The organism is Exobacillus caeni, assembly GCF_005747095.1.
In the GTDB taxonomy this organism is placed as follows: Bacteria; Bacillota; Bacilli; order Bacillales; family Guptibacillaceae; genus Exobacillus; species Exobacillus caeni.
This window is the reverse complement of sequence record NZ_SWLG01000001.1, coordinates 420,563-436,717: the sequence shown is the minus strand read 5'-3', so window position 1 is coordinate 436,717 and position 16,155 is coordinate 420,563. Positions and strand designations below refer to the sequence as shown.

Below are 16,155 nucleotides of genomic sequence, written 5' to 3'. Positions count from 1 at the left end.
TTTAATCTCTTTTGAGAATATCCTAAATTAAAATAAAATATGTAGAATGTTGTTGCATCATTTCCCATTATATACAATTATCTGATATTTGTGAATGAATATGCATGATTTCATGCTTCCTTTTTTATACAAAGGCATGGGTTTACGTAAATAACCCAACAATCTTCATGGCTACATATGCAATACCAGCACCGATCAAAGGACCGACTGCTATTCCTTTAAAGAGGGCAACGGCGAGAATAGTGCCGAACACAAGCGCAGTAGTAATATGGGGGTCCTCCTGAAGAAGGGTGATCCCTTTGGAGGCGATAACTGCAACAAATATTCCAGAACCGAGAGCAATCCATGCATAATAGGATTTTAATGCTTCTGTTAATTGTTTAAACCCAATATCACCGGTAGCGATCGGAACAAGTACTGCTATCGTAATCAGGGTCACGCCCCAGGATATTCCTTTAGACTGAACCGCCGGGAAAATCTTGTCACCAAGTCCCAGCCATTTAATGCCAAGCAAAACAATGACAGACACAATGAGTGACTGGTTCTTCGCCATCAGTCCAACAGCGAGTAAAATAAGCAAAAAAAGGCTTGGCTGTGAAAACATGATGTCTTTCCTTCCTCATGATTAGTCGTCATCTATCTTATCATATGACAAGTGCTTTATACAAAAGTAAGGACTGTAACGGGTACTCTCCGACAAAAATTAATTCTAAAACGACAATGTACGAAATTGAACAAAGGTGCATAACACGATAAAATGAATATATAGAATGTTACCATTTTGAAAGGTGAGATGCCTTTGAACCTGCAGTATGTTTATAGCGCTATCCGATTTTTTATCGTTGTAGGAGCGATAGCAGTAGGATTTTTTGCCCTGTATTATATATGGCATTTAGCCTATCCCTTTTTGATCGCTTTATTACTTGCCTTTTTAATAAATCCTCTTGTTGATTTATTGCAAAGAAAAGGAAAAATGCATCGTGCGCTTTCTGTAACGCTTGCATTACTTTTACTTATCGGAATCATTTCAACTTTGCTGACGCTTTTAATAAATGAAATCGTCCAGGGAGTCGTATATCTTGCAAACGTCTTGCCGGAGCATTTTACTGAGCTTGTAAATTACATGGAGACTTTTTTCATGGCCCAGATCATGCCTATTTATAACCAGCTGGAAGATATTTTTAAAAATCTGGATGCAGAGCAACGAACTACCGTGCTTGAAAATGTCCAATCTATCGGAACTTCTGTAACTGCGACCTTTACAGACTTTTTGCAGGCAATTGCCGAAGGTCTCAGAAATTTCTTTGTAAGCCTTCCTACAATTTTGACTGTATTAATCTTTTCACTCCTGGCTACTTTCTTTATCAGCAAAGACTGGTACAGACTTGGAAATTGGATTAAAAGCAAGGTTCCTGAACGAGTTCAAGACAGTGCAGGCAACGTTTACCGGGATTTGCAAAAAGCGCTTTTTGGCTTTGTGAAAGCACAACTTACCTTGATTTCCATAACAGCAGTTATCGTATTAATAGGATTGCTCATTCTTAAAGTAAAATACGCGATCACGATTGCTCTTATAATTGGATTGGTAGATCTTCTCCCTTATCTTGGGACTGGAGCGGTGTTCGTTCCCTGGATTGCATATTCCTTTATAACAGGCAATTATTCACTAACTATCGGATTAGCTATTTTATATGGCGTCGTCGTCATCCAGAGGCAGATCATGGAGCCAAAAGTACTTTCCTCAAGTATCGGCCTTGATCCACTTGCAACGTTGATTGCCCTGTTCGTTGGTTTTCAGTTGTTTGGTTTTCTTGGACTGATCATCGGACCGGTTTCACTAGTTGTTATTAAAACGCTCTTTCATGCAAATGTATTCAGAGATCTCTGGAACTTTATTATTGGTATTAAAGTGGAATAAAACACGCAGAACCAAAAAAACTGGCCAATGCCAGTTTTTTGGTGTTAAAAATATTTTTAAAAGTGCTACTAAGCAAATATTTTTATGCTCCACTCCGTGGAATTATCAACCAGAGCAACTAAAACTTACGTATAAACACAAAATTACCGTTTTTGATCATTCGATCGATCATCTTTCTTAACCAGACTTTTACAATCGCTCTCGAACCTGGAAATAACAAAATGAATCCCAGGGCATCTGTAATAAATCCGGGTGTCAATAAAACCACACCGCCTACAAGAATACATAATCCATCCAGAATGGCTTCCCCCGGCATCTCTCCGTTAGCCATTTGGATTTGGGCTAATCTAAGCGCTTCTGTTCCCTGTTTCTTCGCAAGCCATGCACCAAGCAAACCTGTCAAAATAATAAGAAGAACAGTAATCGGGACACCGAATGTTTTTCCCGACAATATGAGCAATCCCACTTCCATGGCAGGAACCAGGATGAGAAGAAGTATAAAAATTCGCAGCATATTAATTTATCTCCTTAAGGAATAATTCATGAAGTTCAGGCCGTTTCCTCTTGATCGAAACAGGCTTCATCTCTATGCTTGTCCAGCAATGTTCGGTTGTTCCGCTCACAATCCTTTTTTGATCTTCATTTCGATATACTTCATACCCTAATTTCAATCTTATTCCGTTGTATTCTTCAAGCATAGTCCTGACTGTAACAATATCCTCATACCTGGCAGGAGAGTGATACACAACATTAACTTCAAGGACTGGCAAAAGTACTCCGCTTTCTTCAAGCTTCCTGTATGAGACCCCTAGATCTTTTATAAAATTAGTCCGGCCGACCTCAAACCAGTTCACATAATTTCCATGGTGAACAATCCCCATCTGGTCTGTTTCATGATACCTGACAACAATTTCAGTTTCATTCATGCTTCTTCCCCCCGTCAGGTGATGTTTAATTGTTTTTTCAAAAAGAGCGTTTATGTCAACTTTGTTTCAAATAGTAAAGACCTTTCAAAAAAAGAGAAGGGAGATCCCTTCTCTTTTACCTAACATTATAGAATACTTGCTCTTCCGTTGTAAATAACTCCGGTTGCTGAATCAAGCGTTATTTCCTGTCCCTCTTCAAACAGCTCCATAGCGTTGTCAAGGCCGACTACAACAGGTTTACCAAGGCTTAACCCAACTACTGCAGCATGGCTTGTAAGCCCGCCTTCCTGTGTAATAATCCCTGCAGCCTTTTCCATCGCCGGAACCATTTCTTTGTCTGTCCCTATAGTAACAAGAATAGAACCTTCTTCAGCTTTTTCATCTGCTTCTTTCGCATCTTTTGCGATAACTACTTTACCTGAAATTGATTTCTTGCCTATTCCCTGGCCTTTTCCGATTACGTCTCCAATAACATGGACTTTCATCAAATTGGTAGTTCCGGCTTGTCCAACTGGAACACCCGCAGTAATGATCACTAAATCTCCATGCTCTACCATGTTGGAGCGAAGTGATGTTTCTACAGCGATCTCCAGCACTTCATCTGTAGACTTCGCCTTTCTGCCAAGAAGTGGTTGTACTCCCCAAACGAGTGCAAGCTTTCTGCAAACACCAGGTTTACTCGGTACAGCGATAATCGGAGCTTTTGGACGGTATTTAGAAATCATCCTTGCAGTATGTCCGCTTTCTGTTGGTGTAATAATCGCTGGAACATCAAGGTTATAAGCTGTATGTGCTACCGACTCACTAATCGCATTTGTTGTCGTAGTCTCAAGCTCTTTACTTCTAATAGAAAGGAGCGCACGATAATCAAGGGCATGTTCTGTTGTAAAGGCAATACGATGCATTGTCTCCACAGCTTCCACCGGATAAACACCAGCAGCAGTTTCACCAGAAAGCATGATGGCGTCCGTGCCATCAAGAATCGCATTGGCTACGTCACTCGCCTCGGCTCTTGTCGGCCTTGGATTTCGCTGCATAGAATCAAGCATCTGGGTTGCAGTGATGACTGGTTTACCAAGTGCATTGCACTTTTTAATTAAATCCTTTTGTACCAATGGAACTTCTTCCGCTGGTATTTCCACACCTAAATCTCCCCGGGCAACCATCAATCCATCAGACACCTCTAGAATAGCATCAATGTTTTCTACGCCTTCCCTGTTTTCAATCTTCGGGATGATTTGAATATCATTTGAATTATGCTTTTCTAACAGCTCACGGATCTCTAATACATCAGAAGGTCTGCGAACAAAAGATGCAGCTATAAAGTCGACCCCCTGCTCGATCCCGAACAAAATATCTTTTGCGTCTTTTTCTGTAATTCCCGGTAGATTTACGCTTACGTTTGGAACGTTAACGCCTTTTTTGTTTTTCAATGTGCCGCTGTTTAAAACTTTTGTAACAAGTTCAGTTTCATGTACTTCCGTAACCTCAAGTTCGATAAGTCCATCGTCCAGCAATATTTTGGATCCGTTATGCACATCGTTAACAAGGTCTGTGTAGGTAATCGAAATTTTTTCCGGGGTCCCGGTAACCGGTTCCATCGAAACAACCAGGTTCTGGCCGGCTGTTAATTCGATCGCACCATTTTCCATATCTCCAGTTCGAATTTCAGGACCTTTCGTATCTAGCAAAATTGCAACACTTTTCCCAACCTTTTCAGAAGCAGCACGGATGTTTTTAATCCTTTTTCCGTGTTCTTCAAAATCACCATGAGAAAAGTTTAGCCTTGCTACGTTCATGCCTGCCTTCATCAGGCTCTCAAGTGTGGACTCTGACTCACTCGCAGGTCCAATCGTACAAACGATTTTAGTTTTACGCATCTTAATCCTCCCCAATTTAAAATCAAGAATACCGTTAGATAGACAACTCTTGTGACAGTTTATACATTTCAGAATCGATCGTATGTTTCTGGGATAATGCTTCATCAATGTCAAAATCAATTATTTTGTTGCTTTGTATTCCGACTGTACGTGCTTCTTTCCCTTCTAGTAAAAGCTCTACTGCCCGAGCTCCAAGACGACTCGCAAGAACTCTGTCAAATGCAGTCGGAGAACCTCCGCGCTGAACATGTCCCAGGACGGTTACACGTGTTTCCATTTTAGCCTTCTCTTGAATAGCTTTCCCAATTTCAACACCGCTTCCAACACCCTCTGCAACAATAATAATACTATGGCGCTTTCCACGCTGATGTCCTCTCTTTAATCGCGAAATAATCTGATCCATATCAAAGCCAGCTTCCGGTATAAGAATAGATTCCGCACCGTCAGCAAGCCCGGACCATAGAGCGATATCTCCCGCATCACGTCCCATAACTTCTACCACGTAAGTACGCTCATGTGAGGTTGCTGTATCCCTGATTTTATCGATTGCCTGGATCACTGTATTTAAAGCAGTATCAAATCCGATCGTAAAGTCGGTACCCGGGATATCATTATCGATCGTTCCCGGTACTCCAATTGTAGGGAAACCATGCTCCGTCAACTTTTGGGCACCTCTGTAAGAGCCATCCCCACCTATAACAACCAGTCCTTCAATACCAAACTTCTTTAAATTTTCCACTCCCTTTTTTTGTCCTTCCGGCGTTCGGAATTCAGGACAGCGAGCAGTATACAGCATTGTCCCGCCCTTATGTATTATATCTCCAACTGAGCCTACTTCGAGCTTTTTGATTTCCCCATTTATTAAACCGGAATAACCATGGTAAATTCCGTATACTTCTATTTCATGATAAATCGCCTTTCGGACAACTGCCCGAACGGCCGCGTTCATTCCAGGGGAGTCTCCTCCGCTGGTAAGCACACCTATTCGTTTCATCACACTTTCACCTCATTAGAGTATTTGTGTTATTAAAATATCAAATCCATCAACCTAACACAACAAAGAACCTCTTACACTAAAATATGCTTTCCCTCCTGCGGGAAAGCATATTCTTTATTTTACGCTAATGGAATCGTTTACAAACGTAAATTGTCCCATTTTTTTGTATTTTTCATACCTCTGTTGAACGAGTTCAGATTTAGAAAGATTTGTAAGCTCATCAATTGAGTTTTTAATTACTTCCTCAATGTTTTTTGCCTGCTGTTTAATATCTCGATGGGCACCACCTTGAGGTTCAGGAATAATTTTATCAATAATATCCATTTCCTTTAGATCCCGGGCAGTTATTTTCATCGTATCAGCAGCCTGTTGTGCCAGCGAGGCATCTTTCCATAATAAGGCTGCCGCTCCTTCTGGGGAAATAACAGAGTACCATGAGTTTTCAAGCATATGGACATGGTTTCCAACTCCTATTGCAAGTGCGCCGCCACTTGCTCCTTCACCGATTACAACACAAATAATAGGTACAGTTAAACCGGCCATTTCAATTAAATTTCTAGCGATCGCTTCACTCTGTCCACGTTCTTCAGCAGATTTTCCTGGAAAAGCCCCTTTCGTATCAAGCAAGCAAATGACCGGACGGTTAAATTTTTCAGCCTGTTTCATTAACCTGATCGCTTTTCGGTATCCTTCCGGATGAGGCATGCCGAAATTGCGACGAAGATTTTCTTTTGTATCTTTTCCGCGCTGATGGCCGATGACAGTTACAGGAGTCCCATGGAATTTAGCGATTCCGCTTACAATCGCTTCATCATCTCCATATAGCCTGTCACCATGGCATTCTAGAAAATCTGTAAAAAGAATATCAATGTAATCTAGCGTTGTAGGACGCTGGGGATGCCTTGCAAGCTGTACACGGTTCCAGGCACTCATGTTGCCGTATATCTCCTTTTCAATCGTTTCCAGCCTTTCTTCAAGCCTATTCACTTCATCAGACAGGTCGATCCCTTTATCTTTCATAAATGTTTTTAGTTCTGCAATTTTTTCTTCCAGATCTTTAACGGGACGTTCAAACTCAAGCCTGTTGCTCATCTTCTTCACCTCCTGCTCCATGAATATCCAGTACCTGCGACAAGACCTTTTTCATATCATGACGATGAATTACTTTATCTAACTGTCCGTGTTTAAGCAAAAATTCTGCTGTTTGGAAATCCTCGGGAAGTTCCTCACGAATTGTCTGTTCGATTATCCGCCTGCCGGCAAAACCGATCAATGCCTTTGGCTCAGCGAAATTGTAATCGCCTACTGATGCGAAACTTGCTGATACACCACCAGTAGTTGGGTGGGTCATCACTGAAATAAACAAACCGCCTTCATCACTGAAACGTCTCAAGGCAACACTTGTTTTTGCCATTTGCATCAAGCTTAATACACCTTCTTGCATTCTTGCACCGCCTGAAGCTGTAAAAATAATAAACGGGTATCCTTTTTCTGTTGCTTTTTCAATCGCACGGGTGATCTTTTCTCCTACAACAGATCCCATGCTTCCCATTCTAAAACGTGCATCCATAACCCCGATCACGGTCTTCATTCCATCTATTGTTCCCTCACCGGTAACAACTGCTTCATTTAAAGAAGATTTCTTACGATCCTTTTCAAGCCTTTCCAGGTATCCTGAAAACTCAAGCGGATTTTCAGACATCATGCCTTTGTCATACTCGATAAAGGATCCAGGATCGATAAGGCTGTCTATCCGTTCCAACGCAAACATTTGAAGATGGAACCCGCATTTTGGACAGACCTTTAATGATTTCATTAATTCTTTCGTATAAAGGATGCTTTTGCAATTTGGACATTTCGTCATAATCCCTTCAGGAACATCCTGCTTTAACTTCTCCGAGGGTATCGTTGCATATTTTTTCTTTTTGGTAAAAAGATCCTTTAACAAGGCATACCATCCCTTTCCCATATTCATGCATTTTCGGGCTAACTACTGATTTTTTTATATAAGCTTTGAAGAGCATCGATCGTTCCATGCTCATCTTTATGTAAAAGGCTTTCTATTATCTTTTCATAATGTGAAGCATGGCGGCTCATGTTCGGCTTCCAAACAGACAAGTAAAATTCGGCAAGCTCAAGCCATAATCGATAAAGTAAATAATTCTCAGTTGATTCAACAATTATACGAAAAAATTTGTAATCTTCCTCTGTTTTTAAAAAAGAAGAATCACTTGCTTTTACAACAGATGATAAAGCTTTTATATCTTCTTTTGTTATTCTATGGATTGCAAGGCGAATAATATCCGCTTCAATCATCATTTTTGTTTCCAATAAATCATGTTTTGATTTTGTATCTTTCAAAATGAACGATGCGAGAATTTCTACAAGCCGATGATCCTTTGCTTCAGAAATGAACGTTCCTTCTCCACGCCTCGTTTCGATCAATCCCAGCAATTCAAGGGATCGAAGCGCTTCTCTAACCGAAGAACGCCCCACTTTCAGCCTTTCTGACAGCTCTCTTTCAGAAGGAAGTTTGTCTCCGGTTTGCAGTCCGTCATTATAAATGATCGCTTTAATTTGGTGGAGTATTGCCTGATAAACTTTATCCTGCTGCGATGAGAGCAACTACGATCACCTCTCCTTTATTTCGAAAAAAACATAAAAGAAAGTGAGAAAGACCAAACTTCCCCACTTTTAATTTTTATTGTCTCCGATAATAGCAAGATTGCGTGTTTTATCGGCAACCTGTTCCGGGTCTACTTTCTTCCTTGCAACCCCGGTCTCCATAGCTGACCTGGCAACACTTGCAGCTACTGCAGGGGCAACCCTTGCATCGAATGGCGCCGGGATAACATAATCAGTGGTAAGCTCATCCTCCGTTACAAGCTCAGCTATCGCATTTACCGCAGCTACCTTCATTTCTTCATTGATATGTGTAGCTTGAACATCAAGGGCTCCTCTAAAAATCCCGGGAAAAGCCAGTACATTGTTTACCTGGTTCGGGAAGTCAGAGCGGCCGGTGCCGATTACTTTAGCTCCAGCTGCTTTAGCTTCATCAGGCATTATTTCCGGTACAGGATTCGCCATTGCAAATATGATCGGATCATCATTCATGCTCTGTACCATTTCTTTCGTTAGTGCTCCTTCTACGGATACGCCAATAAAAACATCCATTCCATCGCAAACTTCTTTCAAGTTGCCTTCAATCTTGTCACGATTTGTAAATTTAGCAACCTCAGCTTTCACATCATTCATTCCGTATGGACGCCCTTCGTAAATAGCCCCTTTTGAATCACACATTATAATATCTTTTACACCAAACCTGTTCAACAGTTTGATGATTGCAATTCCTGCGGCGCCAGCTCCATTAATGACCACTCGGATGGAAGACATAGACTTGTCCACTAATTTAAGAGCATTCACAAGACCTGCCACTGTTACGATCGCTGTTCCATGCTGGTCATCGTGGAATACCGGGATGTTTGTTTCTTTTTTCAGGCGCTCTTCAATTAAAAAGCAGCTTGGGGCCGCGATATCTTCAAGATTGATTCCGCCAAATGTAGGTTCAAGAAGTTTAACAGTTTCCACAATCTTGTCAACGTTTGTCGTATTCAGACAGATAGGAAAGGCATCAACTCCAGCAAAGCTTTTAAAGAGTACAGCTTTCCCTTCCATAACCGGAAGGGAAGCTTCAGGTCCGATATTGCCAAGCCCAAGTACTGCGGTGCCATCTGAAACTACAGCAACTGTATTGCCTTTCATTGTATATTCATAAACTTTGTTTTTATCGTCATAAATTTCTTTACATGGTTCTGCCACCCCCGGGGAATAAGCGAGGCTCAGGTCCCTTGCATTTCTTACGGGTACCTTGGATTTTGATTCTAACTTCCCCTGATTTATACGGTGAATATGTAGCGCTTCTTCGCGTGTAGTGGGCAATCCATTCACTCTCCTTTTTCCAACAAAGCAATCACTAATGCAATCACTAATTCTAGTGTCATATATATAGTTTCAGAGGTGGTCAGACCACCTCTGCCTTCATCCATTATAACAAAAGAGCTATTCCTGTAAAGAATTTCACTCGTTTTTTTGAACGACATTATTTTCGCCAAGCAGTGACTTAAGACGGCTGATGCAAGTTTCAGTCGGGTCTACCGCCCATTTGTTTTCAAGCCTGATAACCTTTTTATCTTTTTCGTAATATAGGATAACCTGTATATTCCCGGGGAATTCAGACAGGATTTCTTTTAAACTGTAAAGGATACCCTCTTCCTTGCGATCCTTTTCAATTTTTAAATAAAGAACGGTTCGTTCCTGTTTCTCTTTTGCTTTCAAATCATTTAAATCGATCGCTTTTGAGACGATTAGCTTTGATTCCTCATTTTCTGCCTGGATTTTTCCTTCTGCAAACAGGAAATGCCCTTTAGAATACAATTCGGGGTTGGTTTGATATACCTTAGGGAAGACGACAGCTTCCATCTCTCCCGTTTCATCGCTTAATGTTAGAAAAGCCATCAAATCTCCTTTTTTTGTCCGAATCGTTCTTGCTTTCAAGACAGCTCCTGCAGCTCTCACAGTCTGGTTGTTTTTGTCCCCGATCATTCCCAGCGATTCTCTTTTATATTGCTTTAACACAGAATCATACGGGTCTAATGGATGGCCGGAAAGGTAAAATCCGATCGCTTCTTTTTCAAAATGCAGCCTTTCTGATTCTTCGAAAGGAGGAACATACTCATAATTAGGTTCTTGATCGGTGTCAATGAAAAATCCCATTTGTTTATCAAGAGCTTCTTCCCCTTTCAAGCTGCCATAGTTTAAAGCAGATTCAAGAGAAGCAAGCAAAACGGCACGATCCACGTTCAGGACATCAAAACAGCCTGCAAAAACGAAAGACTCAATGGCTCTTTTATTGACGATTTTCAAAGAGACCCTGGAACAAAAGTCAAATAAACTTCGATAAGGACCATTCTTCCTCTTATTGACTATTTCCTGTATGGCATTTATACCTGCATTTTTAATAGCAAGTAAGCCGAATCTGATACCTTGCCCTTCCACACTAAACGTTGCAAAACTATTATTAATCGACGGACGCAAAACATCGATCCCTCTCAGTCTGCATTCTTTCATGTACAATTCAAGACGCCCCTGGCTGCCAATGGCGCTGGACAGGATTGCAGCGAAAAAGTACAGGGGATAATTTGCCTTTAAGTAAGCAAGCTGATAGGCTATGACACTGTATGCGACCGCATGGCTTCTGTTAAATCCATAGTTAGCGAAGCGAACAATATACTCATATACTTCCAGAGCTGTATTTTCGGTATATCCGTTAGTCAAGCATCCCTTCACAAAGTGTTGCCTTTCTTCTTCAAGCACGTCCCGTTTCTTTTTGCTTACCGCTCTTCTTAACAAATCAGCCTCTCCCAGGGAAAAACCGGCCATTTTTGAGGCGATTTGCATGATTTGCTCCTGATATACAATAACTCCATAAGTATTCTCTAATATCGGCTTTAAAGCAGGATGGGGATATGAAACTTTCCGCTTTCCATGCTTTCCTTCAATATAGACTGGAATGTTTTCCATCGGCCCTGGTCTATAAAGTGCATTAACAGCAACAATATCTTCAAACTCCGTAGGCTTTAACCGCTTTAATACCTGTCGCATGCCGTCTGATTCTAATTGAAAAACTCCTGTTGTATCGCCCTTTCCCAGCTCTTGAAACGTCTTGGGATCATCATAAGGAATCGCGTTGAGGTCTATTCTTGAACCACTTCCTTTTTCAATCAATGAGAGAATGGACTGAATCAAACTCAGATTCCTCAAACCAAGAAAGTCCATTTTCAATAGGCCGATTTCTTCTAAATCTTCCATCGGATACTGGGTCAGGGAGACACTATCATGCCCTTCTTGTAAAGGTACGTTATCCGTTAACGGAGCAGCGCTGATCACCACTCCAGCAGCATGCGTAGAAGTATGTCTGGGAAGTCCCTCGATTAACCTTGCAATAGAAAAAATCTCTCTTGCCTGCGATGACTTATCCAGAAGATTCTTCAGCTGGAGCGACTCCTCAGGAGCCTTCTTAAGCGTAACACCGGGACGGGAAGGGATCGCTTTAGAAAGTGAATTGATCACTTGCTGGTCTCCAGACATTACTCGACCGACATCACGGACAGCTGCCCTTGCAGCCAGTGTTCCAAACGTTACGATCTGAGCAACATGGTCCTCCCCATATTTCTGTTGCACATATTGGATAATCTCATCTCTGCCCGTATCTGGAAAGTCGATATCGATATCTGGCATACTTACCCGCTCCGGATTAAGAAATCTTTCGAACAACAGATCGTGCTCAATCGGATCTACATTAGTTATATTTAATAAATACGCAACAAGGGAGCCTGCCGCAGAGCCCCTTCCTGGCCCGGTAATCATGTTCTGTGAATGGGCGTACTCCATAAAATCCCAGACAATTAAGAAATAATCGTTAAACTGCATCCGGTTAATAATATCCAACTCGTACTCTAAACGGTTTCGTACCTCGTCCGTAATCGTGTCATACCTTTTCAAAAGCCCCTGTTCACACCGTTTTCTCAAGTACTCAAAAGAACTGGTCCCATCAGGTACCGGATATTCTGGAAGAACCGTTTGGCCCATTTCAAGCTCAAACTCACATTCCTCAGCGATCCTCTTTGTATTCATTATCGCTTCCTCGTTACCTCGAAAGAGCTCTTCCATTTCTTCCCTTGACTTTAAATAAAATTCATCGTTAGGCAATGTTACTTCTTCTTTTTCAGAAAACTTTTGCCCATGCTTAATGCATCTCAAACAATCATGCGCAACCGCATCGCTTCGTTTTATATAGTGGACTGCGTTTGAGGCAGCTACAGGAATGCCGGTTTCTTTCGCCAGCTGCCTTAACTTGATGTTAAGCTCTCTTTCCTTTACTAAATGATGGTCTTGAAGTTCAAGATAAAAGCTGCCTGAAAAAGCCTTATAAAAAGCTTGTGCTTCTTTCATGGCTTGTTCGTTCTTGCCTTCCATCAAAAGAGAAGATATTTCTCCATCAGGGCCACCCGACAGAGCTATAAGGCCTTCCGTGTGCCTGAACAGCTTCCTTTTTGCTATATGAGGTTCATAATGTCCTGACAGTTGAATGGCAGAGCTTATTTGCAGCAAATTTTTATATCCCGCTTCATTTTTTGCAAGAAGCACAAGTGTATGAATATCCTTCGCAGTGATTTTAGGATTATGAAATCCTTCTTTTAAAACCTTAACTTCCAGACCGATAATCGGCTTTATTCCAGCTTGCCTGCACTTTTTATAAAATGGCACTGTTCCGTACATGACCCCTTTGTCCGTCAAAGCGAGTGCCGGGTATTCAAGCATACGCGCTGCTTCAACGAGAGAATCAATGCGGCATGCACTGTCCAGCAAGCTGTATTCACTATGTACATGCAGATGCACAAAACTCATGAAAACACATCCTTTTGGTTTTCCTCCTTCTCTATTATAAAGCGAGTTCAAACAGACTAACAACAAATCCGTACGATTTGTCATACCCTGTCCTGCCTCCTGCATAAAGTTTTAATAAGGATTTCTATTCCAATAACTTTTAACATTCTATTGCGAAATAAAAAAAGCTTTCCACAGAAAGGATCTAGATGTTAATCAAAAATATCTTTAAGAAGGAAGAAGGGGTGTAATGGAAGGCGTCAGATTGATCGAAATTATCATTGCCTTTTTTGTTTCTTTTGGTGTCATTGTCGGAGGTGCTGTCATTGGCGGAATCGGTGCATTTATGGTTGGAGAACCCCCGCTTCATACCATTGCAACGCTAGCAGTAAGATTAAAGATCTGGGCGATCGTAGCTGCGATCGGCGGAACGTTCGATACGATTACGAATATGGAAAAAAGCTTCCTAAGCGGAACACCGGATCAGATAATGAAGCAGTTCATGTGGATATTCTTTGCCTTAGGCGGGGCACAGGCTGGAATGGAGGTAATACGATGGCTGACACAGGAGAAGTCGATCTAGAATGCGGATCCCCCCTCTTTATACAAGAAAAGGCTGGCAGCGCTTCCTCTCCGGCTTTGCTATAGGAACAATCTTTGGATGGGCTTTTTTTTTATCTCTTTACGGCACCATGTATGAAAAACAAATTTCAACCATCAAAGAACAACAAATTAAGATCAGCGAGTTAAAACAGCAAAACAAGCTGCTGATAGAAGAAAATGAAGAAGACGAAGATACCCCATCAGAAAAAACCCCACGCATAAAAGAAATCGAGATCACATTTGAAAATGCCGAAAAATTGGAGTTGAAACAGTTAACTATTTCCGAACTTAGAAAATTAGTTTTGGAAGAAGTTAACGATTTGCTAAAGAAGGATGTCAATTCTGTTGCTGAAACCAGAAACTTTGTCGTACGGACAATCGAAAACAAAACGTTCACCGTCGATGACCTGGCTTTCAAAGTGAAAGTAAAACAGTTATTTATCCTTCATACAAAAACAGAGATCCATCTTTTGATCGAAGAAGTCTCTTGAGTTAAATTTTTTGAATATTCCGTGACAATCAGATGTTAACTGTCGCAAAATAACCCAATTTCGTATATGATAAGATTACTAAAATATATAGGAGGTGGTTCAATGCTCATCAGCCGAAAAAAAATTGCAAAAGAAAAAGTTTCTTTGATCATGAACGGACAATCAGCTTACTGTGAATCAAAAGAACTCGCAAGACTAATCAAGAAAGAACTGCAATCGCTAAATATTGATGTACACGAGGACGTGACTAATATTGGATCTTGGTTTATACCTGTATCTAACGAACAAGTGTAAAACTGAAAAGAGAATGTGAAAAGACCGACACTCTCATCTGGAGATAGTCGGTCTAATTTTATACGTTAATTATTCGTAAGCGATACACGCCTGGTCCAGATCTTCTAAAATATCATCCATTTTATCCCACGAGTAAATCGTAGCACCGGCAGCCATCGGATGGCCCCCACCGTTATACTTGGCCGCTATCGTATTTACAACAGGGCCTTTTGAACGAAGGCGTACCCGTATTTGATCTTTTTCTTCAATAAAAAACACCCATGATTTAAGGCCTTCAACATTTGAAAAGGCATTTACCAGGAGGGAAGCTTCACTCGTACTGACCTGGAATCTCTCTATTGTTTCCCTTGTTATTTTCATGTATCCAACACCTGAGGGAAGTGTTTTAAAGTTTTCCAATACATAGCCGTTTAATCGGGCAACCTCACGCTTCACTTTATAAAGTTCATTAAATAACTGATTCGTGTCGATACCGATCGAAATTAATTTTGAAGCGACTTCGAATGTCTTTTCAGTGGTATTGGAAAACAAAAACCGCCCTGTGTCCCCAACTATTCCTGCAAAAAGCAATGTAGCCGCATTTTTATTTAAAACATACCCTCTTTTTTCCCCAAGTTCATATAAGTCCACAATCATTTCGCTGACTGAGCTTGCATCTGTATCTACCCAAATGATATCGCCGTACTGGTCCTCATTTGGATGGTGATCGATTTTAATCAGAAGATCCCCGTTCGTATATCTATTATCGCTAATCCTCGGCTGGTTCGCAGTATCACAAACTATTACAAGCGCATTGTCATAAGTGTTGTCATCGATGATATCCATTCTATTTAAAAAAGTCAATGACGGCTCTTCTTCACCTACCGTATAAACCCTTTTTTCCGGAAAAGTTGCTTTGATGATTTCTGCAAGCCCGCCCTGAGACCCCATTGCATCAGGATCAGGCCTTACGTGTCTATGAATGATAATGGTTTCATATGTTTCGATGCTGTCTAGTATTTTGGCTTTCATTCTATAATGCTCCCTTTCGATAATTTCTTTAGTTGCTGCGATTGTTAAACTTCAGACATAGATTTCTAGCTGAAATCCCTTTACAATATAAGATAGCTTATGTAATATGCTCCTTGAAGATTCTATTTACAATTCCTATATCTGGAGGTAAAAACGATGCCTGTTTTAGTTTTGTTCATCCTGTTCTCACTTGTTTTTTACTTATTCTATAGAGTTAAGTCATACAGATCCAAACTGCCGATGGAAAAGCGCTGGATTGGAACAAAAGCAAACATTGCCCTTGGTTCATTCCTCATCCTTTTTGCGCTAAACCAGGTTTATGTACTCCCTGGAAAGGCACTTGTTTACGTAGTTGCAGTAATATTTATTGCGCTTGGACTTGCCAATGTTATCTTTGGATATAAACAATATCGCGAATACTTGCCTTATGTTTTAAAAGAAGCAGAAAGCAACAATTAGCTTATGGATTGAAAGAACAAGAGGTTGTCTCAAAGGATGAGATCTCCACTGAACCGGCATAATTTGTTTTAGCAGTTAGCGCCAGGTTACAGGAGAGCCTGCCCTGCTGAGCCAGCCTCTATTTTATTAT

General features: G+C 41.0%; 16 protein-coding genes. 5 read left to right on the top strand and 11 right to left on the bottom strand.

What is annotated here, in order from left to right:
• Window positions 1–142: 142 nt before the first annotated feature.
• Window positions 143–604, bottom strand: coding sequence for a DUF441 domain-containing protein (locus FCL54_RS02170; protein WP_138122688.1), 462 nt, complete (start codon window positions 602–604; stop codon window positions 143–145).
• Between the two features lie 195 nt (window positions 605–799).
• On the opposite strand from FCL54_RS02170, the gene ytvI reads away from it, so the two are divergent.
• On the top strand, window positions 800–1,918 hold the full coding sequence (ytvI, locus tag FCL54_RS02165) for a sporulation integral membrane protein YtvI (RefSeq protein WP_138122686.1): 1,119 nt from the start codon (window positions 800–802) through the stop codon (window positions 1,916–1,918).
• A gap of 118 nt (window positions 1,919–2,036) precedes the next feature.
• On the opposite strand, the gene FCL54_RS02160 is transcribed toward ytvI, so the two are convergent.
• From FCL54_RS02160 to FCL54_RS02120, 9 genes are all read right to left on the bottom strand, one after another.
• Complete coding sequence (locus tag FCL54_RS02160; protein ID WP_138122684.1) at window positions 2,037–2,432, bottom strand: FxsA family protein; 396 nt, start codon at window positions 2,430–2,432, stop codon at window positions 2,037–2,039.
• A 1-nt stretch (window position 2,433) separates the two neighbouring features.
• Complete coding sequence (locus FCL54_RS02155) at window positions 2,434–2,844, bottom strand: acyl-CoA thioesterase (RefSeq protein ID WP_138122682.1); 411 nt, start codon at window positions 2,842–2,844, stop codon at window positions 2,434–2,436.
• 125 nt (window positions 2,845–2,969) lie between these two features.
• Entirely contained in the window at window positions 2,970–4,724 is a 1,755-nt protein-coding gene (gene pyk / locus FCL54_RS02150) for a pyruvate kinase (RefSeq protein ID WP_138122680.1), read from the bottom strand.
• Between the two features lie 34 nt (window positions 4,725–4,758).
• On the bottom strand, window positions 4,759–5,718 hold the full coding sequence (gene pfkA / locus FCL54_RS02145) for a 6-phosphofructokinase (RefSeq protein ID WP_138122678.1): 960 nt from the start codon (window positions 5,716–5,718) through the stop codon (window positions 4,759–4,761).
• Window positions 5,719–5,835: 117 nt separating this feature from the next.
• Entirely contained in the window at window positions 5,836–6,813 is a 978-nt protein-coding gene (accA, locus tag FCL54_RS02140) for an acetyl-CoA carboxylase carboxyl transferase subunit alpha (RefSeq protein ID WP_138122676.1), read from the bottom strand.
• Complete coding sequence (gene accD, locus FCL54_RS02135; protein ID WP_138123231.1) at window positions 6,797–7,669, bottom strand: acetyl-CoA carboxylase, carboxyltransferase subunit beta; 873 nt, start codon at window positions 7,667–7,669, stop codon at window positions 6,797–6,799. The genes accA and accD overlap by 17 nt, the downstream gene beginning before the upstream one ends.
• 38 nt (window positions 7,670–7,707) lie before the next feature.
• Window positions 7,708–8,346 (bottom strand): FadR/GntR family transcriptional regulator, encoded by a 639-nt coding sequence (locus tag FCL54_RS02130; protein ID WP_138122674.1) that lies wholly within the window; start codon window positions 8,344–8,346, stop codon window positions 7,708–7,710.
• A 69-nt stretch (window positions 8,347–8,415) separates the two neighbouring features.
• Complete coding sequence (gene ystJ, locus FCL54_RS02125) at window positions 8,416–9,660, bottom strand: NADP-dependent malic enzyme (RefSeq protein ID WP_138122672.1); 1,245 nt, start codon at window positions 9,658–9,660, stop codon at window positions 8,416–8,418.
• Window positions 9,661–9,798: 138 nt separating this feature from the next.
• Window positions 9,799–13,188, bottom strand: a complete 3,390-nt coding sequence (locus FCL54_RS02120) for a DNA polymerase III subunit alpha (protein WP_138123229.1) — start codon at window positions 13,186–13,188, stop codon at window positions 9,799–9,801.
• A gap of 229 nt (window positions 13,189–13,417) precedes the next feature.
• On the opposite strand from FCL54_RS02120, the gene FCL54_RS02115 reads away from it, so the two are divergent.
• From FCL54_RS02115 to FCL54_RS02105, 3 genes are all read left to right on the top strand, one after another.
• Window positions 13,418–13,750: a YtrH family sporulation protein gene (locus FCL54_RS02115; protein ID WP_138122670.1), complete on the top strand. Its 333-nt coding sequence runs from the start codon at window positions 13,418–13,420 to the stop codon at window positions 13,748–13,750.
• 1 nt (window position 13,751) lies between these two features.
• Window positions 13,752–14,261: a sporulation membrane protein YtrI gene (gene ytrI, locus FCL54_RS02110; RefSeq protein WP_171016638.1), complete on the top strand. Its 510-nt coding sequence runs from the start codon at window positions 13,752–13,754 to the stop codon at window positions 14,259–14,261.
• Between the two features lie 102 nt (window positions 14,262–14,363).
• Complete coding sequence (locus FCL54_RS02105; protein WP_138122666.1) at window positions 14,364–14,555, top strand: YtzJ family protein; 192 nt, start codon at window positions 14,364–14,366, stop codon at window positions 14,553–14,555.
• A gap of 69 nt (window positions 14,556–14,624) precedes the next feature.
• Here the strand turns inward: FCL54_RS02105 and FCL54_RS02100 are convergent, their stop codons facing one another.
• On the bottom strand, window positions 14,625–15,566 hold the full coding sequence (locus FCL54_RS02100; protein ID WP_138122664.1) for a DHH family phosphoesterase: 942 nt from the start codon (window positions 15,564–15,566) through the stop codon (window positions 14,625–14,627).
• Window positions 15,567–15,722: 156 nt separating this feature from the next.
• Between FCL54_RS02100 and FCL54_RS02095 the strand changes: the two genes are divergently transcribed.
• The gene (locus FCL54_RS02095; protein ID WP_138122662.1) at window positions 15,723–16,025 is read left to right on the top strand and encodes a YtpI family protein; all 303 of its coding nucleotides are present in this window, start codon (window positions 15,723–15,725) and stop codon (window positions 16,023–16,025) included.
• Window positions 16,026–16,155 lie beyond the last annotated feature (130 nt).

Excerpts from the sequence above, each read along its gene's own strand:
- FCL54_RS02170 (WP_138122688.1), bottom strand. The coding sequence starts at position 604 with ATGTTTTCACAGCCAAGCCTTTTTTTGCTTATTTTACTCGCTGTTGGA.
- FCL54_RS02160 (WP_138122684.1), bottom strand. The coding sequence starts at position 2,432 with ATGCTGCGAATTTTTATACTTCTTCTCATCCTGGTTCCTGCCATGGAA.
- FCL54_RS02155 (WP_138122682.1), bottom strand. The coding sequence starts at position 2,844 with ATGAATGAAACTGAAATTGTTGTCAGGTATCATGAAACAGACCAGATG.
- pyk (WP_138122680.1), bottom strand. The coding sequence starts at position 4,724 with ATGCGTAAAACTAAAATCGTTTGTACGATTGGACCTGCGAGTGAGTCA.
- pfkA (WP_138122678.1), bottom strand. The coding sequence starts at position 5,718 with ATGAAACGAATAGGTGTGCTTACCAGCGGAGGAGACTCCCCTGGAATG.
- accA (WP_138122676.1), bottom strand. The coding sequence starts at position 6,813 with ATGAGCAACAGGCTTGAGTTTGAACGTCCCGTTAAAGATCTGGAAGAA.
- FCL54_RS02120 (WP_138123229.1), bottom strand. The coding sequence starts at position 13,188 with ATGAGTTTTGTGCATCTGCATGTACATAGTGAATACAGCTTGCTGGAC.
- FCL54_RS02115 (WP_138122670.1), top strand. The coding sequence starts at position 13,418 with ATGGAAGGCGTCAGATTGATCGAAATTATCATTGCCTTTTTTGTTTCT.
- ytrI (WP_171016638.1), top strand. The coding sequence starts at position 13,752 with ATGCGGATCCCCCCTCTTTATACAAGAAAAGGCTGGCAGCGCTTCCTC.
- FCL54_RS02105 (WP_138122666.1), top strand. The coding sequence starts at position 14,364 with ATGCTCATCAGCCGAAAAAAAATTGCAAAAGAAAAAGTTTCTTTGATC.
- FCL54_RS02100 (WP_138122664.1), bottom strand. The coding sequence starts at position 15,566 with ATGAAAGCCAAAATACTAGACAGCATCGAAACATATGAAACCATTATC.
- FCL54_RS02095 (WP_138122662.1), top strand. The coding sequence starts at position 15,723 with ATGCCTGTTTTAGTTTTGTTCATCCTGTTCTCACTTGTTTTTTACTTA.